Source organism: Mixta sp. Marseille-Q2659 (assembly GCF_940807255.1).
Classification (GTDB): Bacteria; Pseudomonadota; Gammaproteobacteria; order Enterobacterales; family Enterobacteriaceae; genus Mixta.
Window position 1 is genome coordinate 158,765 of sequence record NZ_CALNWY010000001.1, and the last position, 19,393, is coordinate 178,157.

General features: G+C 56.4%; 17 protein-coding genes and 3 pseudogenes. 3 read left to right on the top strand and 17 right to left on the bottom strand.

Annotated elements, in window-relative coordinates; translation table 11 throughout:
• Positions 1–29: 29 nt before the first annotated feature.
• The 11 genes and pseudogenes from P3C52_RS00765 to cysG all read right to left on the bottom strand — a co-directional run bounded on the left by P3C52_RS00765 (position 30) and on the right by cysG (position 8,937).
• Positions 30–656, bottom strand: coding sequence for a protein-L-isoaspartate(D-aspartate) O-methyltransferase (locus P3C52_RS00765; RefSeq protein WP_275553329.1), 627 nt, complete (start codon positions 654–656; stop codon positions 30–32).
• Positions 650–1,410: pseudogene (gene surE, locus P3C52_RS00770) on the bottom strand (5'/3'-nucleotidase SurE). The gene P3C52_RS00765 and the pseudogene surE overlap by 7 nt, the downstream one beginning before the upstream one ends.
• The gene (gene truD / locus P3C52_RS00775) at positions 1,391–2,440 is read right to left on the bottom strand and encodes a tRNA pseudouridine(13) synthase TruD (RefSeq protein WP_275553330.1); all 1,050 of its coding nucleotides are present in this window, start codon (positions 2,438–2,440) and stop codon (positions 1,391–1,393) included. Before truD ends, surE begins: the two are co-directional and overlap by 20 nt.
• Positions 2,440–2,919, bottom strand: a complete 480-nt coding sequence (gene ispF / locus P3C52_RS00780) for a 2-C-methyl-D-erythritol 2,4-cyclodiphosphate synthase (protein ID WP_275553331.1) — start codon at positions 2,917–2,919, stop codon at positions 2,440–2,442. Before ispF ends, truD begins: the two co-directional genes overlap by 1 nt.
• Positions 2,919–3,638, bottom strand: coding sequence for a 2-C-methyl-D-erythritol 4-phosphate cytidylyltransferase (ispD, locus tag P3C52_RS00785; RefSeq protein ID WP_275553332.1), 720 nt, complete (start codon positions 3,636–3,638; stop codon positions 2,919–2,921). The genes ispF and ispD overlap by 1 nt, the downstream gene beginning before the upstream one ends.
• Before the next feature lie 2 nt (positions 3,639–3,640).
• Positions 3,641–3,958 carry a cell division protein FtsB gene (gene ftsB, locus P3C52_RS00790; protein ID WP_275553333.1) on the bottom strand — a complete coding sequence of 106 codons (318 nt, stop codon included), beginning with the start codon at positions 3,956–3,958 and terminating at the stop codon, positions 3,641–3,643.
• 213 nt (positions 3,959–4,171) lie between these two features.
• Positions 4,172–4,492, bottom strand: a complete 321-nt coding sequence (locus tag P3C52_RS00795; protein WP_275553334.1) for a DUF3561 family protein — start codon at positions 4,490–4,492, stop codon at positions 4,172–4,174.
• Positions 4,493–4,548: 56 nt separating this feature from the next.
• Positions 4,549–5,154, bottom strand: a complete 606-nt coding sequence (cysC, locus tag P3C52_RS00800) for an adenylyl-sulfate kinase (protein ID WP_275553335.1) — start codon at positions 5,152–5,154, stop codon at positions 4,549–4,551.
• Between the two features lies 1 nt (position 5,155).
• The gene (cysN, locus tag P3C52_RS00805; protein WP_275553336.1) at positions 5,156–6,592 is read right to left on the bottom strand and encodes a sulfate adenylyltransferase subunit CysN; all 1,437 of its coding nucleotides are present in this window, start codon (positions 6,590–6,592) and stop codon (positions 5,156–5,158) included.
• Between the two features lie 11 nt (positions 6,593–6,603).
• A complete protein-coding gene (gene cysD, locus P3C52_RS00810; RefSeq protein WP_275553337.1) occupies positions 6,604–7,512 on the bottom strand; it encodes a sulfate adenylyltransferase subunit CysD in 909 nt (302 codons plus the stop codon).
• A 9-nt stretch (positions 7,513–7,521) separates the two neighbouring features.
• Positions 7,522–8,937 carry a siroheme synthase CysG gene (gene cysG / locus P3C52_RS00815; RefSeq protein ID WP_275553338.1) on the bottom strand — a complete coding sequence of 472 codons (1,416 nt, stop codon included), beginning with the start codon at positions 8,935–8,937 and terminating at the stop codon, positions 7,522–7,524.
• A gap of 254 nt (positions 8,938–9,191) precedes the next feature.
• Between cysG and P3C52_RS00820 the strand changes: the two genes are divergently transcribed.
• A complete protein-coding gene (locus tag P3C52_RS00820) occupies positions 9,192–10,226 on the top strand; it encodes an aminopeptidase (protein WP_275553339.1) in 1,035 nt (344 codons plus the stop codon).
• Positions 10,226–10,509, top strand: a pseudogene (locus tag P3C52_RS00825) (YciI family protein). Before P3C52_RS00820 ends, P3C52_RS00825 begins: the two are co-directional and overlap by 1 nt.
• Positions 10,510–10,723: 214 nt before the next feature.
• Here P3C52_RS00825 and P3C52_RS00830 read toward each other — a convergent pair.
• The 3 genes from P3C52_RS00830 to cysJ are packed head-to-tail and all read right to left on the bottom strand — an operon-like array spanning position 10,724 to position 14,993.
• On the bottom strand, positions 10,724–11,455 hold the full coding sequence (locus P3C52_RS00830; protein ID WP_275553535.1) for a phosphoadenylyl-sulfate reductase: 732 nt from the start codon (positions 11,453–11,455) through the stop codon (positions 10,724–10,726).
• 11 nt (positions 11,456–11,466) lie between these two features.
• Positions 11,467–13,179: an assimilatory sulfite reductase (NADPH) hemoprotein subunit gene (gene cysI, locus P3C52_RS00835; RefSeq protein ID WP_275553340.1), complete on the bottom strand. Its 1,713-nt coding sequence runs from the start codon at positions 13,177–13,179 to the stop codon at positions 11,467–11,469.
• Complete coding sequence (cysJ, locus tag P3C52_RS00840) at positions 13,179–14,993, bottom strand: NADPH-dependent assimilatory sulfite reductase flavoprotein subunit (protein ID WP_275553341.1); 1,815 nt, start codon at positions 14,991–14,993, stop codon at positions 13,179–13,181. Before cysJ ends, cysI begins: the two co-directional genes overlap by 1 nt.
• 305 nt (positions 14,994–15,298) lie before the next feature.
• Here cysJ and queD point away from each other — a divergent pair, with 305 nt between their 5' ends.
• Positions 15,299–15,673, top strand: coding sequence for a 6-carboxytetrahydropterin synthase QueD (gene queD, locus P3C52_RS00845; RefSeq protein ID WP_275553342.1), 375 nt, complete (start codon positions 15,299–15,301; stop codon positions 15,671–15,673).
• Here queD and P3C52_RS00850 read toward each other — a convergent pair.
• The 3 genes and pseudogenes from P3C52_RS00850 to eno form a co-directional block, all read right to left on the bottom strand.
• A complete protein-coding gene (locus tag P3C52_RS00850; RefSeq protein ID WP_275553343.1) occupies positions 15,670–16,977 on the bottom strand; it encodes an FAD-binding oxidoreductase in 1,308 nt (435 codons plus the stop codon). The genes queD and P3C52_RS00850 overlap by 4 nt on opposite strands.
• Before the next feature lie 151 nt (positions 16,978–17,128).
• On the bottom strand, positions 17,129–17,800 hold the full coding sequence (gene queE, locus P3C52_RS00855) for a 7-carboxy-7-deazaguanine synthase QueE (protein WP_275553344.1): 672 nt from the start codon (positions 17,798–17,800) through the stop codon (positions 17,129–17,131).
• Positions 17,801–18,039: 239 nt separating this feature from the next.
• A pseudogene (gene eno / locus P3C52_RS00860) lies at positions 18,040–19,333 on the bottom strand (phosphopyruvate hydratase).
• Positions 19,334–19,393 lie beyond the last annotated feature (60 nt).

Sequence of the window (19,393 nt, forward strand, 5' to 3'; positions counted from 1 at the left end):
AAGAAATGCGTTGTTGATTGTCGCAGCGATCAGGCGAGATCGCCCTGTACCAACGGTACAAAACGTACCGGCTCAATCGTTTCAACGATAAATTCGCTACCTTTACGCCGAATGCGCTTCAGAAGCTGTAGCTCTTCCCCCACCGGCAGAACCATTATTCCGCCCTCATCAAGCTGGGCCATCAGAGCTTCAGGAATTTCCGGCGGCGCGGCGGTGACAATTATGGCATCAAATGGCGCGCGCGCCGCCCAACCTTGCCAGCCATCGCCATGACGCGTAGAGACATTATGCAGATCGAGCTGTTTCAGGCGGCGTTTTGCCTGCCATTGCAGCCCTTTAATCCGCTCAACGGAACAGACATGATCGACCAGATGCGCGAGGATGGCCGTTTGATAGCCTGAGCCGGTGCCAATTTCCAGCACGCGTGAATCGGGCTTCAGCTCCAGCAGTGCGGTCATTTTCGCCACCATATAAGGTTGCGAAATGGTCTGCCCGGAGCCAATCGGCAGCGCCATGTTTTCCCACGCCTTATGCTCCAGCGCTTCATCAACAAAGCGTTCGCGCGGAACATCCCCGATCGCTTTCAGCAAAAGCTCATCCTCAATGCCCTGCTGACGTAACTGATTCAGCAAAGCCTCGATGCGTCTGCTCACCATAGCGACTCGACTCCGGCTTTAGTTAACCAGCTGGCGACCACCTCTTGCGCCTGATGCGCGGTCAGATCGACATGCAGCGCCGTTACGGAGACATAGCCTTCATCAACGGCGGCAAAATCGGTATCCGGCCCGGCGTCATGCTTATCGCCCGGCGGCCCGATCCAGTAGAGCGTATTGCCGCGCGGATCCTGCTGCGGAATAACTTTATCGGCGGGATGACGACTGCCGCAGCGGGTTACGCGGATCCTTTGATTTGATCCAGCGGCAGGTCGGGAACATTAATATTCAGAATACGGCCGGTGCGCAGCGGCTCGCGCTGCAGGCCCTGTAAAATAGCGCAGGTGACTGCCGCAGCGGTTTCATAATGCTGCTGACCGTCAAGGGACACCGCCAGCGCGGGCAGCCCCAGATGACGCCCTTCCATCGCGGCAGCGACCGTGCCAGAGTAAATGACGTCATCGCCTAAATTCGGCCCGGCATTAATCCCGGAAACCACAATATCCGGCTTTGGCCGCATCAGGGCATTCACGCCCAGGAATACGCAATCGGTCGGCGTGCCCATCTGTACGGCAATATCGCCGTTTGGCCAGGGAAAAGTACGTAACGGCGTTTCCAGTGTCAGCGAGTTTGAGGCGCCGCTGCGATTGCGATCGGGCGCGACAACCTGCACTTCGGCTATCTCACGCAGCGCCTTTGCCAGCGTCTGAATACCCGGCGCCTGAATTCCGTCATCATTACTCAGCAATATCCGCATCGTTACCTTCCAGTTCGAAAAGTTCCCTGACTATGCTGGTGGCAAAGCTTCCTGCCGGCAGCCAAAAACGTAACGCCAGCGTGGCGTCATCGTGCCAGTCCCACTGCATATCGCGTGGGATAACCAGCATCGCTCGACGCGCCGCTTCTACCCGCTCACGCTCAAGCAGCTGAATAAAGGCCGTGCTGTCGACGAGACTCTGCTGTTCGAAAGCCAGCGCAGCGTCACGGCTGCCCCACTCGCCGCTGCCCGGCAGCGGCGCGGTAATCCGCAGCTCATTATTTTCAATGCGCGTCTGCAAAGCCGGAAGTTCTTCTTCTGTGGCAACAAACCAGCTGCCGCGACCGGTGAGCTGTAGCGCATCGCCGTTCATTGCTTGCGTCAAGCTGCCCTGCTGTGCCAGGCGATCGCTGACCACTTGATTAAACATAACGCTACGCGCGGCGGAAAGCAGAAAACTGCGTTTGTTGCGTTCACGCACGCGGATTTCGTCATTCGCCCAGCGCTTTGCCTGTTCCAGGTTATTGCCCTGATGACCAAAACGCTGCTGACCAAAATAGTTTGGCGCGCCGCCCGATTGCACGCGTAGCAGCCTTTCTTCCAGCACCGCTCGGTCGCTGATGCGACGCAGCACCAGTTGAAAAGCGTTCCCTGCCAGCGCGCCGGTGCGCAATTTGCGCTTGTGGCGCGCCAGATGAAGGATTTCGCAGCCTTCCAGCGTAAAGGCGGAGAAATCCGGCGTCTCTTTGCCCGGCAGACGCAGGCAGATCGTTTGCTCCGTTACTGCATGGCGATCTTTCATGCCGGCAAAACTGACGTCGCGCGGATGGATACCGACGAACTTCGCCAGCGCATCCGCCACGAAGCGCGTATTACATCCCGTTTTACGAATGCGCACCAGCAGGTGTTCGCCTTCGCCGTCCGCCTCGTAGCCCAGATCTTCGGTCACCACGAAATCTTGCGGGCTGGCCTTGAGCTGCCCCTGAATTTCCGGTTTCCCATGCAGCCACTGCCATTCAGGTAACGCCATTATGCCTCCGCCCGTACAATAAGCGCCACGGCTTCACAGGCGATGCCTTCGCCGCGTCCGGTAAAGCCCAGCTTCTCGGTGGTGGTCGCTTTTACGTTGACGTCATCCATGTGGCAACCCAGATCTTCTGCAATATTGATGCGCATCTGCGGCACGTGCGGCAGCATTTTCGGCGCCTGCGCAATAATGGTGACATCAACATTCACCAGCCGGTAGCCTTTTGCCTGAATGCGTCGCCAGGCTTCGCGCAACAGTCCGCGACTGTCAGCGCCTTTAAACGCCGGATCGGTATCGGGAAACAGCTTGCCAATATCGCCCATTGCGGCGGCGCCCAGCAGCGCGTCGGTTAACGCATGCAGCGCGACATCGCCATCGGAATGAGCAATAAAGCCTTGTTCAAACGGAATCCGCACGCCGCCGATAATCAACGGGCCTTCGCCACCGAAAGCATGGACGTCAAAACCGTGACCAATACGCATTATGCGCACTCCTTATTATGTTGTTGAGTAAGATAGAATGCCGCCAGCGCCAGATCTTCCGGGCGGGTCACTTTAATATTGTCGCTGCGGCCAGCGACCAGCTCTGGATGGTAGCCGCAATACTCCAGCGCCGAGGCCTCATCGGTAATGGTTGCGCCTTCATTTAACGCCCGTTCCAGACAGAGGCGCAGCAGCGCCAGCGGAAACAGCTGCGGCGTAAGCGCATGCCATAACGCTTCGCGCTCAACGGTATGCGCGATGGCATCTTTACCCGGTTCGCTGCGTTTCATGGTATCGCGCACCGGTGCGGCCAGAATGCCGCCAATACGGCTGGAGTGACAAATCATCAGCAGGCGCTGCAAATCTTCGGCGGCCAGGCAGGGACGCGCCGCATCATGCACCAGCACCCATTCGGCCTGCTCCGCGACCTGCAGACCGGCCAGCACCGAATCGGCGCGCTGTTTTCCGCCCGTCACCGTGATAATGCGGCTATCGTGCGCCAGCGGCAGCTGTTGAAAATAGTTGTCGTCCGGGCTAAGCGCAATAATCACCCGGTTAATTGCCGGATGCGCCAGCAGGCTGGCGATGCTGTGTTCCAGAATCGTGGACTGACCGATGGTCAGGTACTGCTTGGGGCGCCCGGACTGCATACGGCTGCCGATACCGGCCGCGGGCACCACGGCGATAATATCCGGCCAGGCGTCAGTTTTAGTGGTCATTGCTATCGTTGTTGATTTGGCAAAGCCTGCTGTCCGTTACGTTTATTTTGATCGGGCACCAGACGATAGAAAGTCTCTCCGGGTCTAATCATCCCCAGCTCATTGCGCGCGCGCTCTTCAATCGCTTCCGAACCGCCGTTCAAATCGTCGATTTCAGCAAACAGCTGATCGTTGCGCGCCTTTAGTTTGGCATTATTCGCCTGTTGTACCGCAACGTCTTCGTTGACGCGGGTGTAATCATGAATACCATTTTTGCCCAGCCACAACGAATATTGCAGCCAAACCAGTAATGCCAGTAACAGCAGCGTCAGTTTTCCCATCCCCGCCCCCTGAAAAACGGCTCAATCATCCCATAACTTTTCACCGGACTCCACTGTGCAGGCGAAATTGCGCCGCTTTCTGCACGGGGCGCCTGGAAATAGCGCAGCAGGTAAAGTTTTGTAACGCGTGGTCGCGTTTGATCATAGCCCGATATCGGTAAAAACAGCCTTGCTACGTATGCCGGGGCGCGAATCGCCAAAGGATCGCAGGCATTACCAGCCGGTGAGCCAGGAGAAGAGCAGCCAGAAAAGACACACCACCGTGACCAGAGTTAACAGCAGCGTCCAGATAATCTGACCACGCAGCAGCAGACAAAACGCGATGCCAATCAGGACGGCTACCGGCAGCAGAGCGAGGAAGAAGGGCCAGGTATACAGCAGGAAAAACAGCGTATTGGAGCCGTAGAGCAGGAAGGGGATCGCCAGCGCGCACCAGTAAGAAACAAAACCAATAACGCCGCCGGGAAAAGACCAGGCGCGCTCGTCCTGGTCACTGTTATTTTTACGGGCCAGCAGGGGTGTAACATTATGCATAGGTATCCTGTTGTTGCGCATAGCGGCCTGCTCTCAGGCAGTTTGCCGCTGCAATCTCAGGAATTGATAATATCGTGCCGACGCAGCAGGTCTAACAGTTGCGCCGTCAATTTTGTTACCAATTGTTCGCCATCCAGGCGGATTTCCGGCTGTTCCGGCGCTTCATAAACCGCGTCGATGCCGGTGAAGTTACGTAGCTCGCCCGCCCGCGCTTTTTTGTATAATCCTTTGGGATCGCGCGCTTCGCAAATTGACAGCGGCGTATCGACAAACACCTCGATAAATTCGCCGTCGCCCAGCATTTCTCGCACCATCTGCCTTTCAGCGCGGTGCGGCGAAATAAAGGCGGTCAGCACCACCAGACCCGCATCTACCATCAGCCGCGCCACTTCCCCGACGCGACGGATATTCTCTTTACGATCGGCATCGCTAAAGCCCAGGTCGCGGCATAAGCCGTGGCGGACATTATCACCATCCAGTAAATAAGTACTGACGCCCAGCTGATGCAGCGCCTGCTCCAGCGCGCCCGCCACGGTGGATTTACCGGAGCCGGAAAGTCCGGTAAACCAGAGGACGACGCCCTGATGGCCATGCTGGCATTCGCGATCGGCACGCGTTACCGCGTGCGCATGCCAGACCACATTTTCGTCATGAGAGGCCATCTTATTTACTGCCCAGGTTATGCAGATCGCGTGCTTCCCAGTGCGGGAAATGACGGCGGATCAGCGCGTTCAATTCCAGCTCGAAAGCGGAGAACTGACCGTGATGCGCTTTCGCGTCCTGCTGCGGCTGACGAATCATCCCGGCGCCGACGGTCACGTTAGAGAGACGATCGATAAAGATCATGCCGCCGGTGACCGGATTCTGCTGATAAGGATCCAGCACCATCGGCTCATCAAACGTCAGGTTGACCAGCCCGATGCCGTTGAGCGGCAGCGCCTCGACCTGATTGTTATGAGTCAGGTTGTTGATATTGACCTGATACTCAATGCTTTCAATGCGGGCACGGGTTTTCTTACCGGCGATTTTAACGTCGTAACTTTGTCCCGGCGTCAGCGCCTGCTCCGCCATCCAGACCACGTCAACCGATGCGCCCTGCACCGCTTTCAGCGTCTCATCCGCCGCCACCAGCAGATCGCCACGGCTAATATCGATCTCATCGTTTAATACAATGGTGATCGCTTCGCCTGGTGCCGCTTCCGGCAGATCGCCGTCGAAGGTCACAATGCGCGCCACGGTGGATTCAACGCCCGACGGCAGCACCTTAATACGCTGTCCCACGCGCAGAATGCCGGAGGCCAGCGTACCGGCGTAACCACGGAAATCGAGATTCGGGCGGTTAACATACTGCACCGGGAAACGCATCGGCTGGCTTTCCACCACGCGATTTACCTCCACCGTTTCCAGCACGTCCAGCAGCGTCGGGCCGCTGTACCAGCTCATCGCGGTGCTTTGCGAAGCGACGTTATCGCCTTCCAGCGCCGACATCGGCACAAAGCGAATATCGAGGTCGCCCGGCAGCTGCGCCGCGAAATCAAAATATTCTTGTTTGATCTGCTCAAAGCGATCCTGGCTGTACTCCACCAGATCCATTTTATTGATCGCCACCACCAGATGCTTAATGCCCAGCAGCGTTGAGATAAAGCTGTGGCGGCGCGTCTGATCCAGCACGCCTTTACGCGCGTCAATCAGCAGAATCGCCAGGTCGCAGGTCGAGGCGCCGGTGGCCATATTGCGCGTGTACTGCTCGTGCCCCGGCGTATCGGCAATAATAAATTTGCGCTTTTCAGTCGAGAAATAGCGATAGGCGACATCAATGGTGATGCCCTGCTCGCGCTCCGCCTGCAGGCCATCCACCAGCAGCGCCAGATCGAGCTTTTCGCCCTGGGTGCCGTGACGCTTGCTGTCATTGTGCAGCGAGGAGAGCTGGTCTTCATAAATCTGGCGGGTATCGTGCAGCAGTCGCCCAATCAGGGTACTTTTGCCGTCGTCCACGCTGCCGCAGGTAAGAAAACGCAGCAGGCTTTTGTGCTGCTGCGCATGCAGCCAGGCTTCCACCCCGCCTTTATCGGCGATCTGTTGTGCAATAACGGTATTCATCTGGCGTCTCCTCAGAAATAACCCTGACGTTTTTTCAGCTCCATTGAGCCAGCCTGGTCGCGGTCAATGACGCGGCCCTGTCGCTCGCTGGTGGTGGAAACCAGCATCTCTTCGATAATTTCCGGCAGCGTCTGCGCCGAAGAATCCACCGCGCCGGTCAGCGGCCAGCAACCGAGCGTACGGAACCGCACCATGCGCGGTTTAATTTCCTCGCCGGGCTGCAGATTGATACGGTCATCGTCAATCATCATCAGCATACCGTCGCGCTCCAGCACCGGGCGCTCTGCCGCCAGGTAGAGCGGCACGATCTCGATATTTTCAAGGAAGATGTATTGCCAGATATCCAGCTCAGTCCAGTTAGAGAGCGGGAATACGCGGATGCTTTCGCCTTTATTAATCTGCCCGTTGTAGTTGTGCCACAGCTCAGGCCGCTGATTTTTCGGATCCCAGCGGTGGAAGCGATCGCGGAAGGAGTAGATACGTTCTTTGGCGCGTGATTTTTCTTCATCACGACGTGCGCCGCCGAAAGCCGCATCAAAACCATATTTGTTCAGCGCCTGTTTCAGCCCTTCGGTTTTCATGATGTCGGTGTGCTTGGCGCTACCGTGGACAAAGGGATTGATGCCCATCGCCACGCCCTCCGGGTTGCGATGCACAATCAGCTCGGCGCCGATCTCTTTTACCGTACGGTCGCGAAACTCATACATTTCACGGAATTTCCAGCCGGTATCGACGTGCAGCAGCGGGAACGGCAGCGTACCGGGATAGAACGCTTTGCGCGCCAGATGCAGCATCACCGATGAATCTTTACCAATGGAGTAAAGCATGACCGGATTGCCAAATTCAGCCGCCACTTCGCGGATAATATGGATACTTTCCGCCTCCAGTTGACGCAAATGAGTCAGTCGATTTTGATCCATAATTTTTCCTCAAGCCAAATTCACAACGGCGGAATTGCGTCCGGCCTGCTGTGCTGAATGTTGAAACCAGGCGAGCTGCGCATGGAGGTTTACCACTTCGCCAATCACCAGCAGCGCGGGCGTCGGGGCCTGTTGCGCCAGCTGTTCCAGCTCGGCCAGCGTTCCGGTAAGTACCTGCTGATCCTGACGCGTACCGCGTCCAATGACCGCCACCGGCGTGGTCGCGGCGCGACCATGGGTAATGAGCTGTCCGGCGATTTCCGCGGCCTTCACCGTACCCATATAGATCGCCAGCGTCTGACGCGCGCGCGCCAGCGCAGGCCAGTCAATGGCATCGCCATCTGCGCGGCAGTGGCCAGTAATAAACAGCACGCTTTGGGCATAATCACGATGGGTCAGTGGAATACCGGCATAGGCCGTCGCGCCGGAGGCCGCGGTAACGCCAGGCACGACCTGAAAAGGAATGCCCGCCTCCTGCGCCGCCTGTAACTCTTCGCCGCCGCGTCCGAAAATAAAAGGATCGCCACCCTTCAGACGCACCACGCGCTTGCCCTGAGCGGCCAGCGAAACCAACAGGCGATTGGTCTCTTCCTGCGCCACAGAATGCGCGCCGGCACGTTTGCCCACGCACAAGCGATCGGCATCACGGCGTACCAAATCAAGAATTTCATCGCTGACCAGATGGTCATACAGCACCACGTCCGCCTGCTGCATAACCTGCAGCGCACGAAGCGTCAGCAGGCCAGCATCGCCCGGCCCGGCGCCGACTAAAATAATTTCGCCCTGATGAGATGTTTCTGCGGTGAGCTCAGCATCGAGCGTCTGTTTGGCGCCCTGTACGTTGCCTGCCGCCATCTGGCTGGCAAACAGGCCGTTGAAGGCGCGCTCCCAAAAGCGCCGACGATCGGACATTTTGCTAAAGCGCTGTTTAACCTTTTCGCGCCATTCACCGGCGACCTGTGCCATCTGGCCCAGATTGGCGGGCAGCAGCGCCTCCAGTTTTTCACGCAGCATACGCGCCAGCACCGGTGCGGTGCCGCTGGAGGAGATCGCGACTACCAGCGGTGAGCGATCGACAATCGATGGGAAGATAAAGGAGCATTTCGGCTGGTCATCAACCACGTTAGCCAGCAGACGACGCTGGTTTGCCGCCGTAAACACCTGCGCATTCAGCGCGCTGTCATCGGTGGCGGCAATAACCAGATAAACGCTGTCGAGCTGCTGCTCCTCAAAGTGCGGCGCCAGCCACTCGACCTGCTGACTATCGGCCAGGCTTTGCAGCTCTGCGCACAGTTCGCGCGCGGCGATTTGCACCTGCGCGCCAGCGCGCCGCAGCAGTTCGATTTTGCGCGCCGCCACGTCACCGCCGCCGACAACCAGTACCGGCTTAGCTTTCAGAACGGCAAATATAGGGAGGTAATCCACGTCGACCTTACATTGAATAACAAAAAGTTAACGCGACTATACGACTGCTGCTTCAGGCAGATGAAATTACGAATTGGAATGAGTAGTTACCGAATGGAATAACGCTTCAGGAAAGCTTCGTACAAAAGGTGCTTAACAGATGATATTTCGGGCATTTAAGAACGATTGAAATTGTGTAATGCGCGTCACAATTTCATACTATCCACGCAAAATTATTTCGTTTCAGCGTCATCGGATGACGTTTAAGGATCTGTATGTTTCCCTTTCTCCGCCTGACTGCGTTGGCCGCGCTGCTCAGCTGCGGTTTCAGCCTGCCGGTAAGCGCCAGCGCGCCGGCTGTCGGCCAGTTTGCAGAGCAGCAGTTACGTCATATTGCCACCTGGTTTCCTGGCCGCATGGCGGGCAGCCCAGCTGAATTGCTTACCGCAGACTATCTTCAGCAGCAGTTTGTTGAGATGGGCTATAAAAGCGATAAACGCGATTTTAAAACCAGAGCGCCGTGGCGGGATAACGACAACAAGACGCACTGGCGCAATCTGACCGCGACGTCGGTGATAGCCGCCCGTCCCGGCGAGGTGCCGCAGGAAATTTTAATTGTGGCGCATCTGGATACCTGGCGTCCGCTTAGCGAAGGCGAAGCCGATAAGAATATTGGCGGCCTGCGTCTGCAGGGCGCCGATGATAACGCCTCCGGTCTTGGCGTGATGCTGGAGCTGGCGCAGGCGTTAAGCAAAACGCCGCTGCATTACGGCATTCGTTTTGTCGCGTTAAGCGCCTGGCAAAATGATTTGCACGGCTGCGATGATTATATTGCGCGCATGAAAGCCGCCGATCGCAAAAATACGTTGCTGGTGATCGATCTTGAGAGCCTGATTGTCGGCGATAAGCTCTATTTTAACAGCGGCAAAAATACCGCCTCCGCGGTAATCAAGCAGACGCGCGATCGGGCACTGGATATTGCTCACCATAATGGCATTAACGCCACGAAGCCCCCGCCCCACAGCGCCGCTTATCCCGTGCCGAACGCCTTTGACGAAGCGGGCTTTTCCTTGCTGACGGTACGCGCGACCAACTGGGCGCTGGGCAAAAAGGACGGTTATCAGCAGCGAGCGGCCTCGCCGCATTTTCCGCAGGGAATAAGCCATCATCAGACCGATCGGGATAATTTAAGCTATCTTGACCAGTGGTTGCCCGGCCGTATTACCGCCCGCATGCGCGACAGCGTTCGTATTCTGCTTCCTCTGATTACAGAGTTAGCTAATCCTCCCAGCGTGAAGAAAGGGTCATAATGTACATTATTAATCTGAGCTACATCGTCCGATTGAAGAAGTAGAAGCCTTAACGGAGCCGCATATCAGCTGGTTGAAGCGTTATTTCGAAGCAGGCGTTTTTATCGCTGCAGGCCGTAAAGATCCGCGCATCGGCGGCGTGATTATGGCAAAGGATATTGATCGCAGCCGCCTGGATACGATTCTGGCTGAGGACCCCTTTGTCGCCGTGGCGGATTACGAGGTGACGAAGGTGAATATTACCCTGACCTCAGAGGCGCTGAAGGCGCTGACCGAGAGCTGATCCGTGCCGGTGTGACATTGCTCGGCGCCGGTCGCGGGAGGACCAGTGGAGTAAAGCCTCCGCGTCAGGGATGACGCGGCGGAGTCCCCAGGGATGGATTGACGACGTCTTTTACGGAACGGCCCGCCCGCCGCTGATCCCGTCGCCAACATCTCTGGCGCGCCAAAGAAAAAGGCGGCTTTTCAGCCGCCTTCGTTAACTAATCCATACAACCTTATTCGTGCAATCCACACTCGCGTTTTAAACCGAAGAAGCGCGTTTCTTCTTCGGCCATGCCCGGCTCCCATTTGCGCGTGGTATGGGTATCGCCCACGGAAAGATAGCCTTCTTCCCACAGCGGGTGATAGCCCAGGCCATGCTGTTGCAAATACTGGTAAACCTGACGGTTATCCCAGTCAATAATCGGCAGCACCTTAAACACGCCGCGCTGAATGGCCAGCACCGGCAAATTCGCACGACTGCCGGACTGCTCGCGACGCAAACCGGCAAACCAGCTCTGCGCGCCCAGCGTCTGCAGCGCGCGATTCATCGGCTCGACCTTATTGATTTCGTTGTAGCGCTCAATCCCTTCCACGCCCTGCTCCCACAGCTTGCCATAGCGCGCTTCCTGCCACGCTGGCGACTGCTCCGCCCGAAATATCTTCAGGTTCAGATCCAGCTTCTCCGTCAGCTCATCAATAAAGCGGTAGGTTTCTGGAAACAGGTAACCGGTATCGGTCAGGATCACCGGAATGTCTGGCTTCTGGCGCGTCACCAGATGCAGCGATACCGCCGCCTGAATACCAAAGCTGGAAGAGAGAACAAACTCACCCGGCAGATTTTCCAGTGCCCAGATCACACGATCTTCGGCGGACAGCGCTTCCAGCTGCGTATTGACCTCCGCTAACGCCATCACGCGTTCAACTTTCGGTAACTCATTCAGTGCTGCGAGATCGAGTACAGACATCATCCCCTCCGTTATTCCCAGAAATCGCGGGCTGGATCGACCACCGGCCTGATAATACCGGCGCGAATGGTAAAATCGCCAAAGCCTTCACCTGGCGTGCGCTCCTGCGCCCAACGTCCTACCAGCTCATCGATATTCGACAGGATTTCATCTTCGGTAATATTTTCACGGTACATACGCGGAATGCGCGTGCCGCTGCGGTTGCCGCCAAGGTGCAGGTTATAACGTCCCGGCGCTTTGCCCACCAGCCCCAGCTCCGCCAGCATTGCGCGGCCGCAGCCGTTCGGGCAGCCGGTGACGCGCAGAACAATATGCTCATTGCCGACGCCGTGTTTCGTCATGATCGCTTCCACGCGCGTCACAAAGGCAGGCAGGAAACGTTCCGCTTCTGCCATCGCCAGTGGACAGGTAGGAAATGCCACACAGGCCATCGAGTTTTCACGCTGCGCGGTGACGCTCTCCATCAGCCCGTGCGCTCGCGCGATCTCTTCAATACGATCTTTCTCGCTTTCCGGCACGCCCGCCACGATCAGGTTCTGATTGGCGGTCAGACGGAAATCGCCCTGATGAATTTTGGCAATCTCTGCAATGCCGCTTTTCAGCGGACGTCCTGGATAATCGAGCAGGCGGCCATTTTCAATAAACAGCGTCAGATGCCATTTATTATCGATCCCTTTGACCCAGCCAAAGCGATCGCCGCGCGTGGTGAACTCATAAGGACGGATCGGGCCAAAGGTGAGTCCGGCGCGCCGCTCCACTTCCGCTTTAAATGTCTCAACGCCTACGCGCTCAAGGGTATATTTGGTTTTGGCGTTTTTACGGTTAGTACGATTGCCCCAGTCGCGCTGGGTGGTGACGACCGCTTCCGCGACTGCCAGCGTTTTATCCAGCGGCAGGAAACCAAACTCGCTGGCGGTGCGCGCATAGGTCTCTTTATTGCCATGCTCAATGGATAAACCACCGCCGACCAGCAGGTTAAAGCCCACCAGCTTGCCATTTTCCGCAATAGCGACAAAGTTCAGATCGTTGGCATGCAGGTCGACATCGTTATGCGGCGGCACGACTACCGTGGTTTTAAACTTACGCGGCAGATAAGTTGCGCTAAGAATCGGCTCTTCTTCGGTGGTCGCGACCTTTTTCTCATCCAGCCAGATCTCAGCATAGGCGCGCGTGCGCGGCAGCAGATGCTCAGAGATTTTCTTCGCCCACTCGTACGCTTCCTGGTGCAGCTCAGACTCCACCGGGTTGGAGCTGCACAGCACGTTACGGTTCATATCGTTCGCGGTGCCGATGGCGTCGAGACCGACTTCATGCAGCATCTGGTGCGCGGGCTTCACGTTCTTTTTCAGAATGCCGTGAAACTGAAAGGTCTGACGATTGGTCAGGCGCACGCTGCCGTACAGCGTATTTTCAGTCGCAAACTTTTCAATCGCCAGCCACTGTGTCGGCGTAATGATGCCGCCCGGCAGACGGCAGCGCAGCATCATCGCGTGGCGCGGCTCCAGCTTCTGCTCGGCGCGTTCGGCGCGAATATCGCGATCGTCCTGCTGATACATGCCGTGAAAACGAATCAGCAGGAAGTTATCGCCGCTGAAGCCGCCGGTCAGGCCATTCTGTAAATCGTCGGCAATGGTTCCGCGCAGAAAATTGCTCTCTTTTTTCATGCGCTCCGCATCGGAGAGTTTTCCTTCAACGACCAGCGGTCCAGGGTGTTTTTCACTCATTAGTAAACATCTCGCTGATAACGGCGCTCAATGCGCAGCTCACTTAAAAATTCGTCAGCCGATTCAAGGTCCATTCCGCCCTGCTCAGCTACCACTTCCAGTAATGCCTGTTCGACATCTTTTGCCATACGGTTGGCATCGCCGCAGACATAAATATGGGCACCTTCCTGCAGCCAGCGCCACACTTCCGCGCCTTTTTCACGGATTTTGTCCTGTACATAAATTTTATGCTGTTGGTCACGCGACCAGGCCAAATCGATGTTTGTCAGCAATCCTTCTTTAACATAGCGCTGCCATTCCACCTGATAGAGAAAATCTTCGGTGAAGTGCGGATTGCCGAAGAACAGCCAGTTTTTGCCGCTGGCGCCGTCATTTTCACGCTGCTGCATAAAGGCGCGGAACGGCGCAATGCCGGTACCCGGCCCGATCATAATCACCGGCGCATCCGGGTTGGTCGGCAGGCGGAAGTTATCGTTATGCTCGATAAAGACGCGGACTTCGCCCTCTTCTTCCAGCCGATCGGCCAGATAGCTGGAGGCACCGCCTGCGCGCGGACGACCGTCGATTTCATAACGCACCGCGCCGACGGTAATGTGAACTTCGCTTTCCGTTTCGGCCTGCGAAGAGGCGATAGAGTAAAGACGCGGCGTCAGCGGACGCAGCAGCGACAGCAGCTGTTCTGGATTCAGTTCGCCCGGCGCCTGACGCGCCATATCCACAATCGGCACCGTCTGCGCGTAATGCTGCAGCTGAGCTTTATCCGCCGCCAGCGCCAGCAGTTTCTCGTTGCGTACCAGTTTGGCGTACTGCTCAACGATCTGCGGCGTATTGACCGTCAGTTCGAAATGCTGCTGCAGCGCCTGCGCAAGCGGCAGGCTTTCGCCTTTCACTTCGACGATTTCGTCGCCGCGTAGCCAGAGCAGCTCGGTCAGCTCTTTCACCAGCGCCGGATCGTTTTCATACCAGACGCCAAGCGCGTCGCCAGGCTGATAACGCAGCCCGGCATCGCCTAAGTCGATTTCGATATGGCGCACATCTTTATCTGAGTTGCGACCGGTAATTTTTTGATTGACCGACAGCGTTGCCACCAGCGGCTCATCACGGGTGTAAGGCGTGGTAAAAACTTCATTAACGGTGCCGGTGGCGGTCGCCGCTGCCTGTGCTGGCGTTTCAGCCGGCACGCGCTTTTGCAGCAGCTCGACCACCGCCTTGCGCCACTGTTCGGCGGCGGCGGCGAACTCCACGTCGGCATCGACGCGTTCAAGCAGACGTTCAGCGCCCAGCTCCGCCAGACGGCTATCAAAATCTTTCCCAGCCTTGCTGAAAAATTCGTACGAGGTGTCGCCCAGGCCAAACACGGCAAACGCCGTATCTTTCAGCTGCGGTGCCTTTTTCGACATCAGGTATTTATGCAGCGCGACCGCCTCTTCCGGCGGATCGCCCTCGCCCTGCGTCGACGTTACGATCAGCAGCAGCTTTTCCTGGGCGATTTGTTTGAATTTGTAATCGCCGGCGTTGACCAGTTTGACGTTCAGCTTTGCCGCCAGCAGATCGTCACGCAGCTGTTCCGCGACCCGCCGCGCGTTGCCGGTTTGCGAAGCGGAAAGCAGCGTAATGACTGGCGCTTCGGCCACCGGCGCGGCGGCGCTCTGTACGGTTGCAGCGGCACCTGGCGACTGGTTAACCACTCCCCAAAAATAGCCGGAGATCCATGCCAGCTGCGTCGTTGATAAATCGTGGGTTGCCGCCTGCAAGCGGGCGAGCTGCTCCGGGTTAAGTGGGAGCAAAGAACCTGGGGGTGCCTGAGTCGTCATTGCCTTGATAATTCCAGTATCAGTGGTGCCAAACCGTTCAGAGACGGAAGATAGCGTAGAGGTTACCGAGTCGCATGTTAACCGGTAAATAAGGGTTCGAAATAATAAATAACCAAAATGACTAAACGCTTTTAATGGTAAAGCTTAACGCTTTAACTGTTTTTAAAATTTACTATTTATTAAACAGTTGCGTAAGTTTCGAGGCGTTAAAATAAACGAAAAGCGCGCCAGGCGGGGAAACGGATGCGAAATTTCTGTTTTTCCGGTAGACTTCGCCGGTTTTTGCAACAACTGAGATACCGATTATGGCAACTACGCTTTTTAAAGATTTCCAGTTCGAAGCCGCACACCGTCTGCCGCACGTGCCTGAAGGCCATAAGTGTGGTCGTCTGCACGGTCACTCATTCCTGGTGCGTCTTGAAATCACCGGCGATGTCGCCCCTCATACCGGCTGGATTATGGATTTCGCCGAGCTGAAGGCCGCGTTTAAACCGGTATACGATCGCCTCGATCACTATTATCTGAATGATATACCAGGCCTGGAAAATCCGACCAGCGAAGTACTGGCCGCATGGATTTGGCAGCAGATGAAGCCGGTTGTGCCGCTTCTGAGCGCGGTAATGATCAAAGAAACCTGCACCGCCGGCTGCGTTTACCGCGGCGAAACACCTTCCGCTTAACGCTCTTTGCGCCCCAGCCAGCGCTCTTTTTGCAGGGCGCTATTGATTGCAATATTCAGTACCGGCGAAGGGGGAAGCCAGTTGGCTTTGCCCAACGCCTGCATGTCAGCCAGCAGCGGATTATCTTTTTCACAGACATAATCCGCCAGCAACTCACCGGCAATCGTCTGTTTGGAAATGCCCGCGCCATTACAGCCGCCAGCGGTATAAAGAAACTTATTTATTTTCCCCCACTGCGGCGCGCCGTTGCGGGTGACGCTGATGGTGCCTGACCAGCAGTGGCTGAACGGCACATCTGCCAGCTGCGGATAGATTCTGTGAAAGAGCTGACGATGCAGCTGCGCCGCCTTTTGCGTCTGACGCGCGCTAACGCCGCCGCGCAACGCGGGGATCACATGCTGGCGAAACAGAAAACGGCGATCCGCCGTGAACCTGAGCGTAGCGCCCGCTATCGCATTGACCGGCGTTAAACCCCAACTTGCCATCGAGGGCAGCCGGGCCAGCTGTTGTTCGGTGAGCGGCGGCGTCAGGCTGGCAAAGGTCGCCATCGCGGCCTGCCTGCGTATGCCTGGCAGCAGAGCGTTCGAGAGCGCGTTAGTCGCCAGCATGACTTTTGGCGCCCGCACCATGCCCGCCGGCGTATAAACCGTGGCGTGACGGTCGTAATCAATTGCCAGTGCCGGGCTGTGATAGTAAAGGCTGACGTTTTCCGGCAGCGATTCTGCCAGGCCCGCCATCAGCAAAGCGGGATTCACTAATATCGTATCCGGCGTAAAGATAGCTTTGTGGTAAAAAGACGTACCCAGCCGCTCCTGAAGCGCTGCGTTGTCCAGCAGCTGATAGGGCTCTTCCATCTGATCCAGGCTGGTGCAGTAGGCTTGCAGAATTTTTTCCTGCCCGCTCGCCACCTGACAATGATATTTTCCGGCGACTTCCCAGCCGCAGCGAATCTGAAACGCATCGACGACGTTTTCCAGGTGCTGTATGCCAGCCTGCAGCAACTTTCGCCAGGCGTGCGCTTTTTCCAGCTCCGCCGTGGAACTGCCGATATTGTGCGGCAGGCCGATAATAAAGCCGGAGTTTCTGGCAGAAGCGTTGTCCCAGGCCGTGCCAGCTTCCAGTATCACAATTTTCAGCGCGGGATTATTAGCCGCCAGTCGCCGGGCAAAAGCCAGCCCGGCATAGCCTGCGCCAATCACGATCCAGTCGGCGTCGAGCGCGGTGGTGAGAGCGGGAAAAGCGGCGGGTTGCGGATGCTGGCTGAGCCAGCCGGATATATTTTGATTGAGCGGGAGATCTATCATAACCCTTCCTTTGGTGTGGTCACTCCGAAAGCAGAAGTGTATCACCTGTCGGCAAAGGCGTCGTTAGCGACTGACAGGCCGCAAATTATTCTGACCGGCGCGTGATGCCCTGCCAGGTGTCATTAACCGGCAGAGTATTCCGCAGAGAGAATCAGGCAATATTAAGATATTTGTGCGTCTGCATAGAGAGACGCCAGTTACGGGCGATGCAGGTGGCGATGCAAAGCCGGGTTGCATCCTCTTTCTGGCTGATCGGCTGCAGTGCAATAATGCGCGCTTTATCATCCTGCAAACGGGCCAGCAGTTCGTCCAGCGCATCAATATCACGCTGACGGGCAACCGGATGCTTAATCTCGTCGGCCCGTACCAGCGCCTGATCCAGCACATCATAGCCGCCGCGCATATTGACTTTGGGCGACACCGTTACCCAGGTTTCCGCCGTGCAACGCACCGGATGCGTTCCGCTGGTTTCAATCTGACAGCTGAAGCCCGCCTGCTGTAGCGCGGCGGTCAGCGGTGTAAGATCGTGAATGCAGGGCTCGCCGCCGGTGATTACCACGTGACGCGCGGTCCACTGCTGCTGTTCGATGGTCTGCAATAACGCTGCCGCATCCGCAGCGCCCCAGGCATCGCTTTCGACCGTTTTAAGCAGAATATCGCCCAGCGCGGTTTCCCGATCGGCCAGTTTGTCCCAGGTATGTTTGGTATCGCACCAGCTACAGCCCACCGGGCAGCCCTGCAGGCGGATAAAGATTGCCGGAACGCCGGTGTAATAACCTTCGCCCTGCAACGTCTGGAACATTTCATTAATCGGGTACTGCATGATGGTCTCGCGCTGGAAAAACAAGGGCGCAAATTATGGCAGATTGCTGACCGCACGCCAAACCAGATGGTGAAAAAAAGCCCGGATGCTTTAGCTTCAGATGCGGTAATAGCAGGAGGGAACGAGCTTCGCTTGTTATGTATGCTGACATTACGGCGATCTTCGTCAGAATGTAAAAAGCCCCGCCGAAGCGGGGCTTTTTTGCATAGCGGCGAACCTTGTCGCCGCCTGCCGGTCAATTACTGACCTTTAACTTCTTTCAGACCGTTGAACGGTGCTTTAGAACCCAGCGCTTCTTCGATACGAATCAGCTGGTTGTATTTAGCAACGCGGTCAGAACGGCTCATAGAACCAGTTTTGATCTGGCCAGCTGCAGTACCTACCGCCGTCAGCGATGGTTGCATCTTCAGTTTCGCCAGAACGGTGAGAGATAACGGCAGTGTAGCCCGCATCTTTTGCCATCTTGATTGCAGCCAGCGTTTCGCTCAGAGAGCCGATCTGGTTGAATTTGATCAGGATGGAGTTAGCGATACCTTTTTCGATACCTTCTTTCAGGATTTTGGTGTTGGTTACGAACAGGTCGTCACCAACCAGCTGGATTTTGTCGCCCAGCACTTTAGTCTGGTAAGCAAAGCCTTCCCAGTCAGATTCGTCCAGACCGTCTTCGATAGAAACGATCGGGTACTGTTTGGTCAGCTCTTCCAGGAAGTGAGTGAACTCTTCAGAAGTGAACGCTTTGTTGCCTTCGCCAGCCAGAACGTATTTGCCGTCTTTGTAGAATTCAGACGCTGCGCAGTCCATCGCCAGAGTGATGTCTTTGCCCAGTTCGTAGCCAGCTGCTTTTACCGCTTCTGCGATAACAGCCAGCGCTTCGGCGTTGGAACCCAGGTTCGGCGCATAACCACCTTCGTCACCTACCGCGGTGTTCATGCCTTTCGCTTTCAGCACTTTCGCCAGGTGATGGAACACTTCAGAACCCATACGGATCGCTTCTTTCACCGTCTTCGCGCCAACCGGCTGGATCATGAATTCCTGGATGTCGACGTTGTTGTCGGCGTGTTCACCACCATTGATGATGTTCATCATCGGCAGCGGCATAGAGAATTTGCCCGGCGTACCGTTCAGTTCAGCAATGTGTTCGTACAGCGGCATGCCTTTGGCAGCAGCGGCAGCTTTGGCGCTCGCCAGAGAAACGGCCAGAATCGCGTTAGCACCGAAGTTAGATTTGTTTTCGGTACCGTCCAGATCGATCATGATCTTGTCGATGTTCGCCTGATCTTTGGCGTCTTTACCCAGGATAGCTTCTGCAATCGGGCCGTTAACCGCTGCAACTGCTTTGGTTACGCCTTTACCCAGGAAACGAGATTTGTCACCGTCACGCAGTTCCAGCGCTTCGCGAGAGCCGGTAGAAGCGCCTGACGGCGCGGCAGCCATACCTACAAAACCGCCTTCCAGATGAACTTCAGCTTCAACAGTCGGGTTACCACGTGAGTCGATGATTTCACGACCGATGACTTTAACGATTTTGGACATTAGTTTTTCCTCAGTACAAGTTAAGCTAAAACTCAGACAAACAGCGCGCGGAAAGTTCGC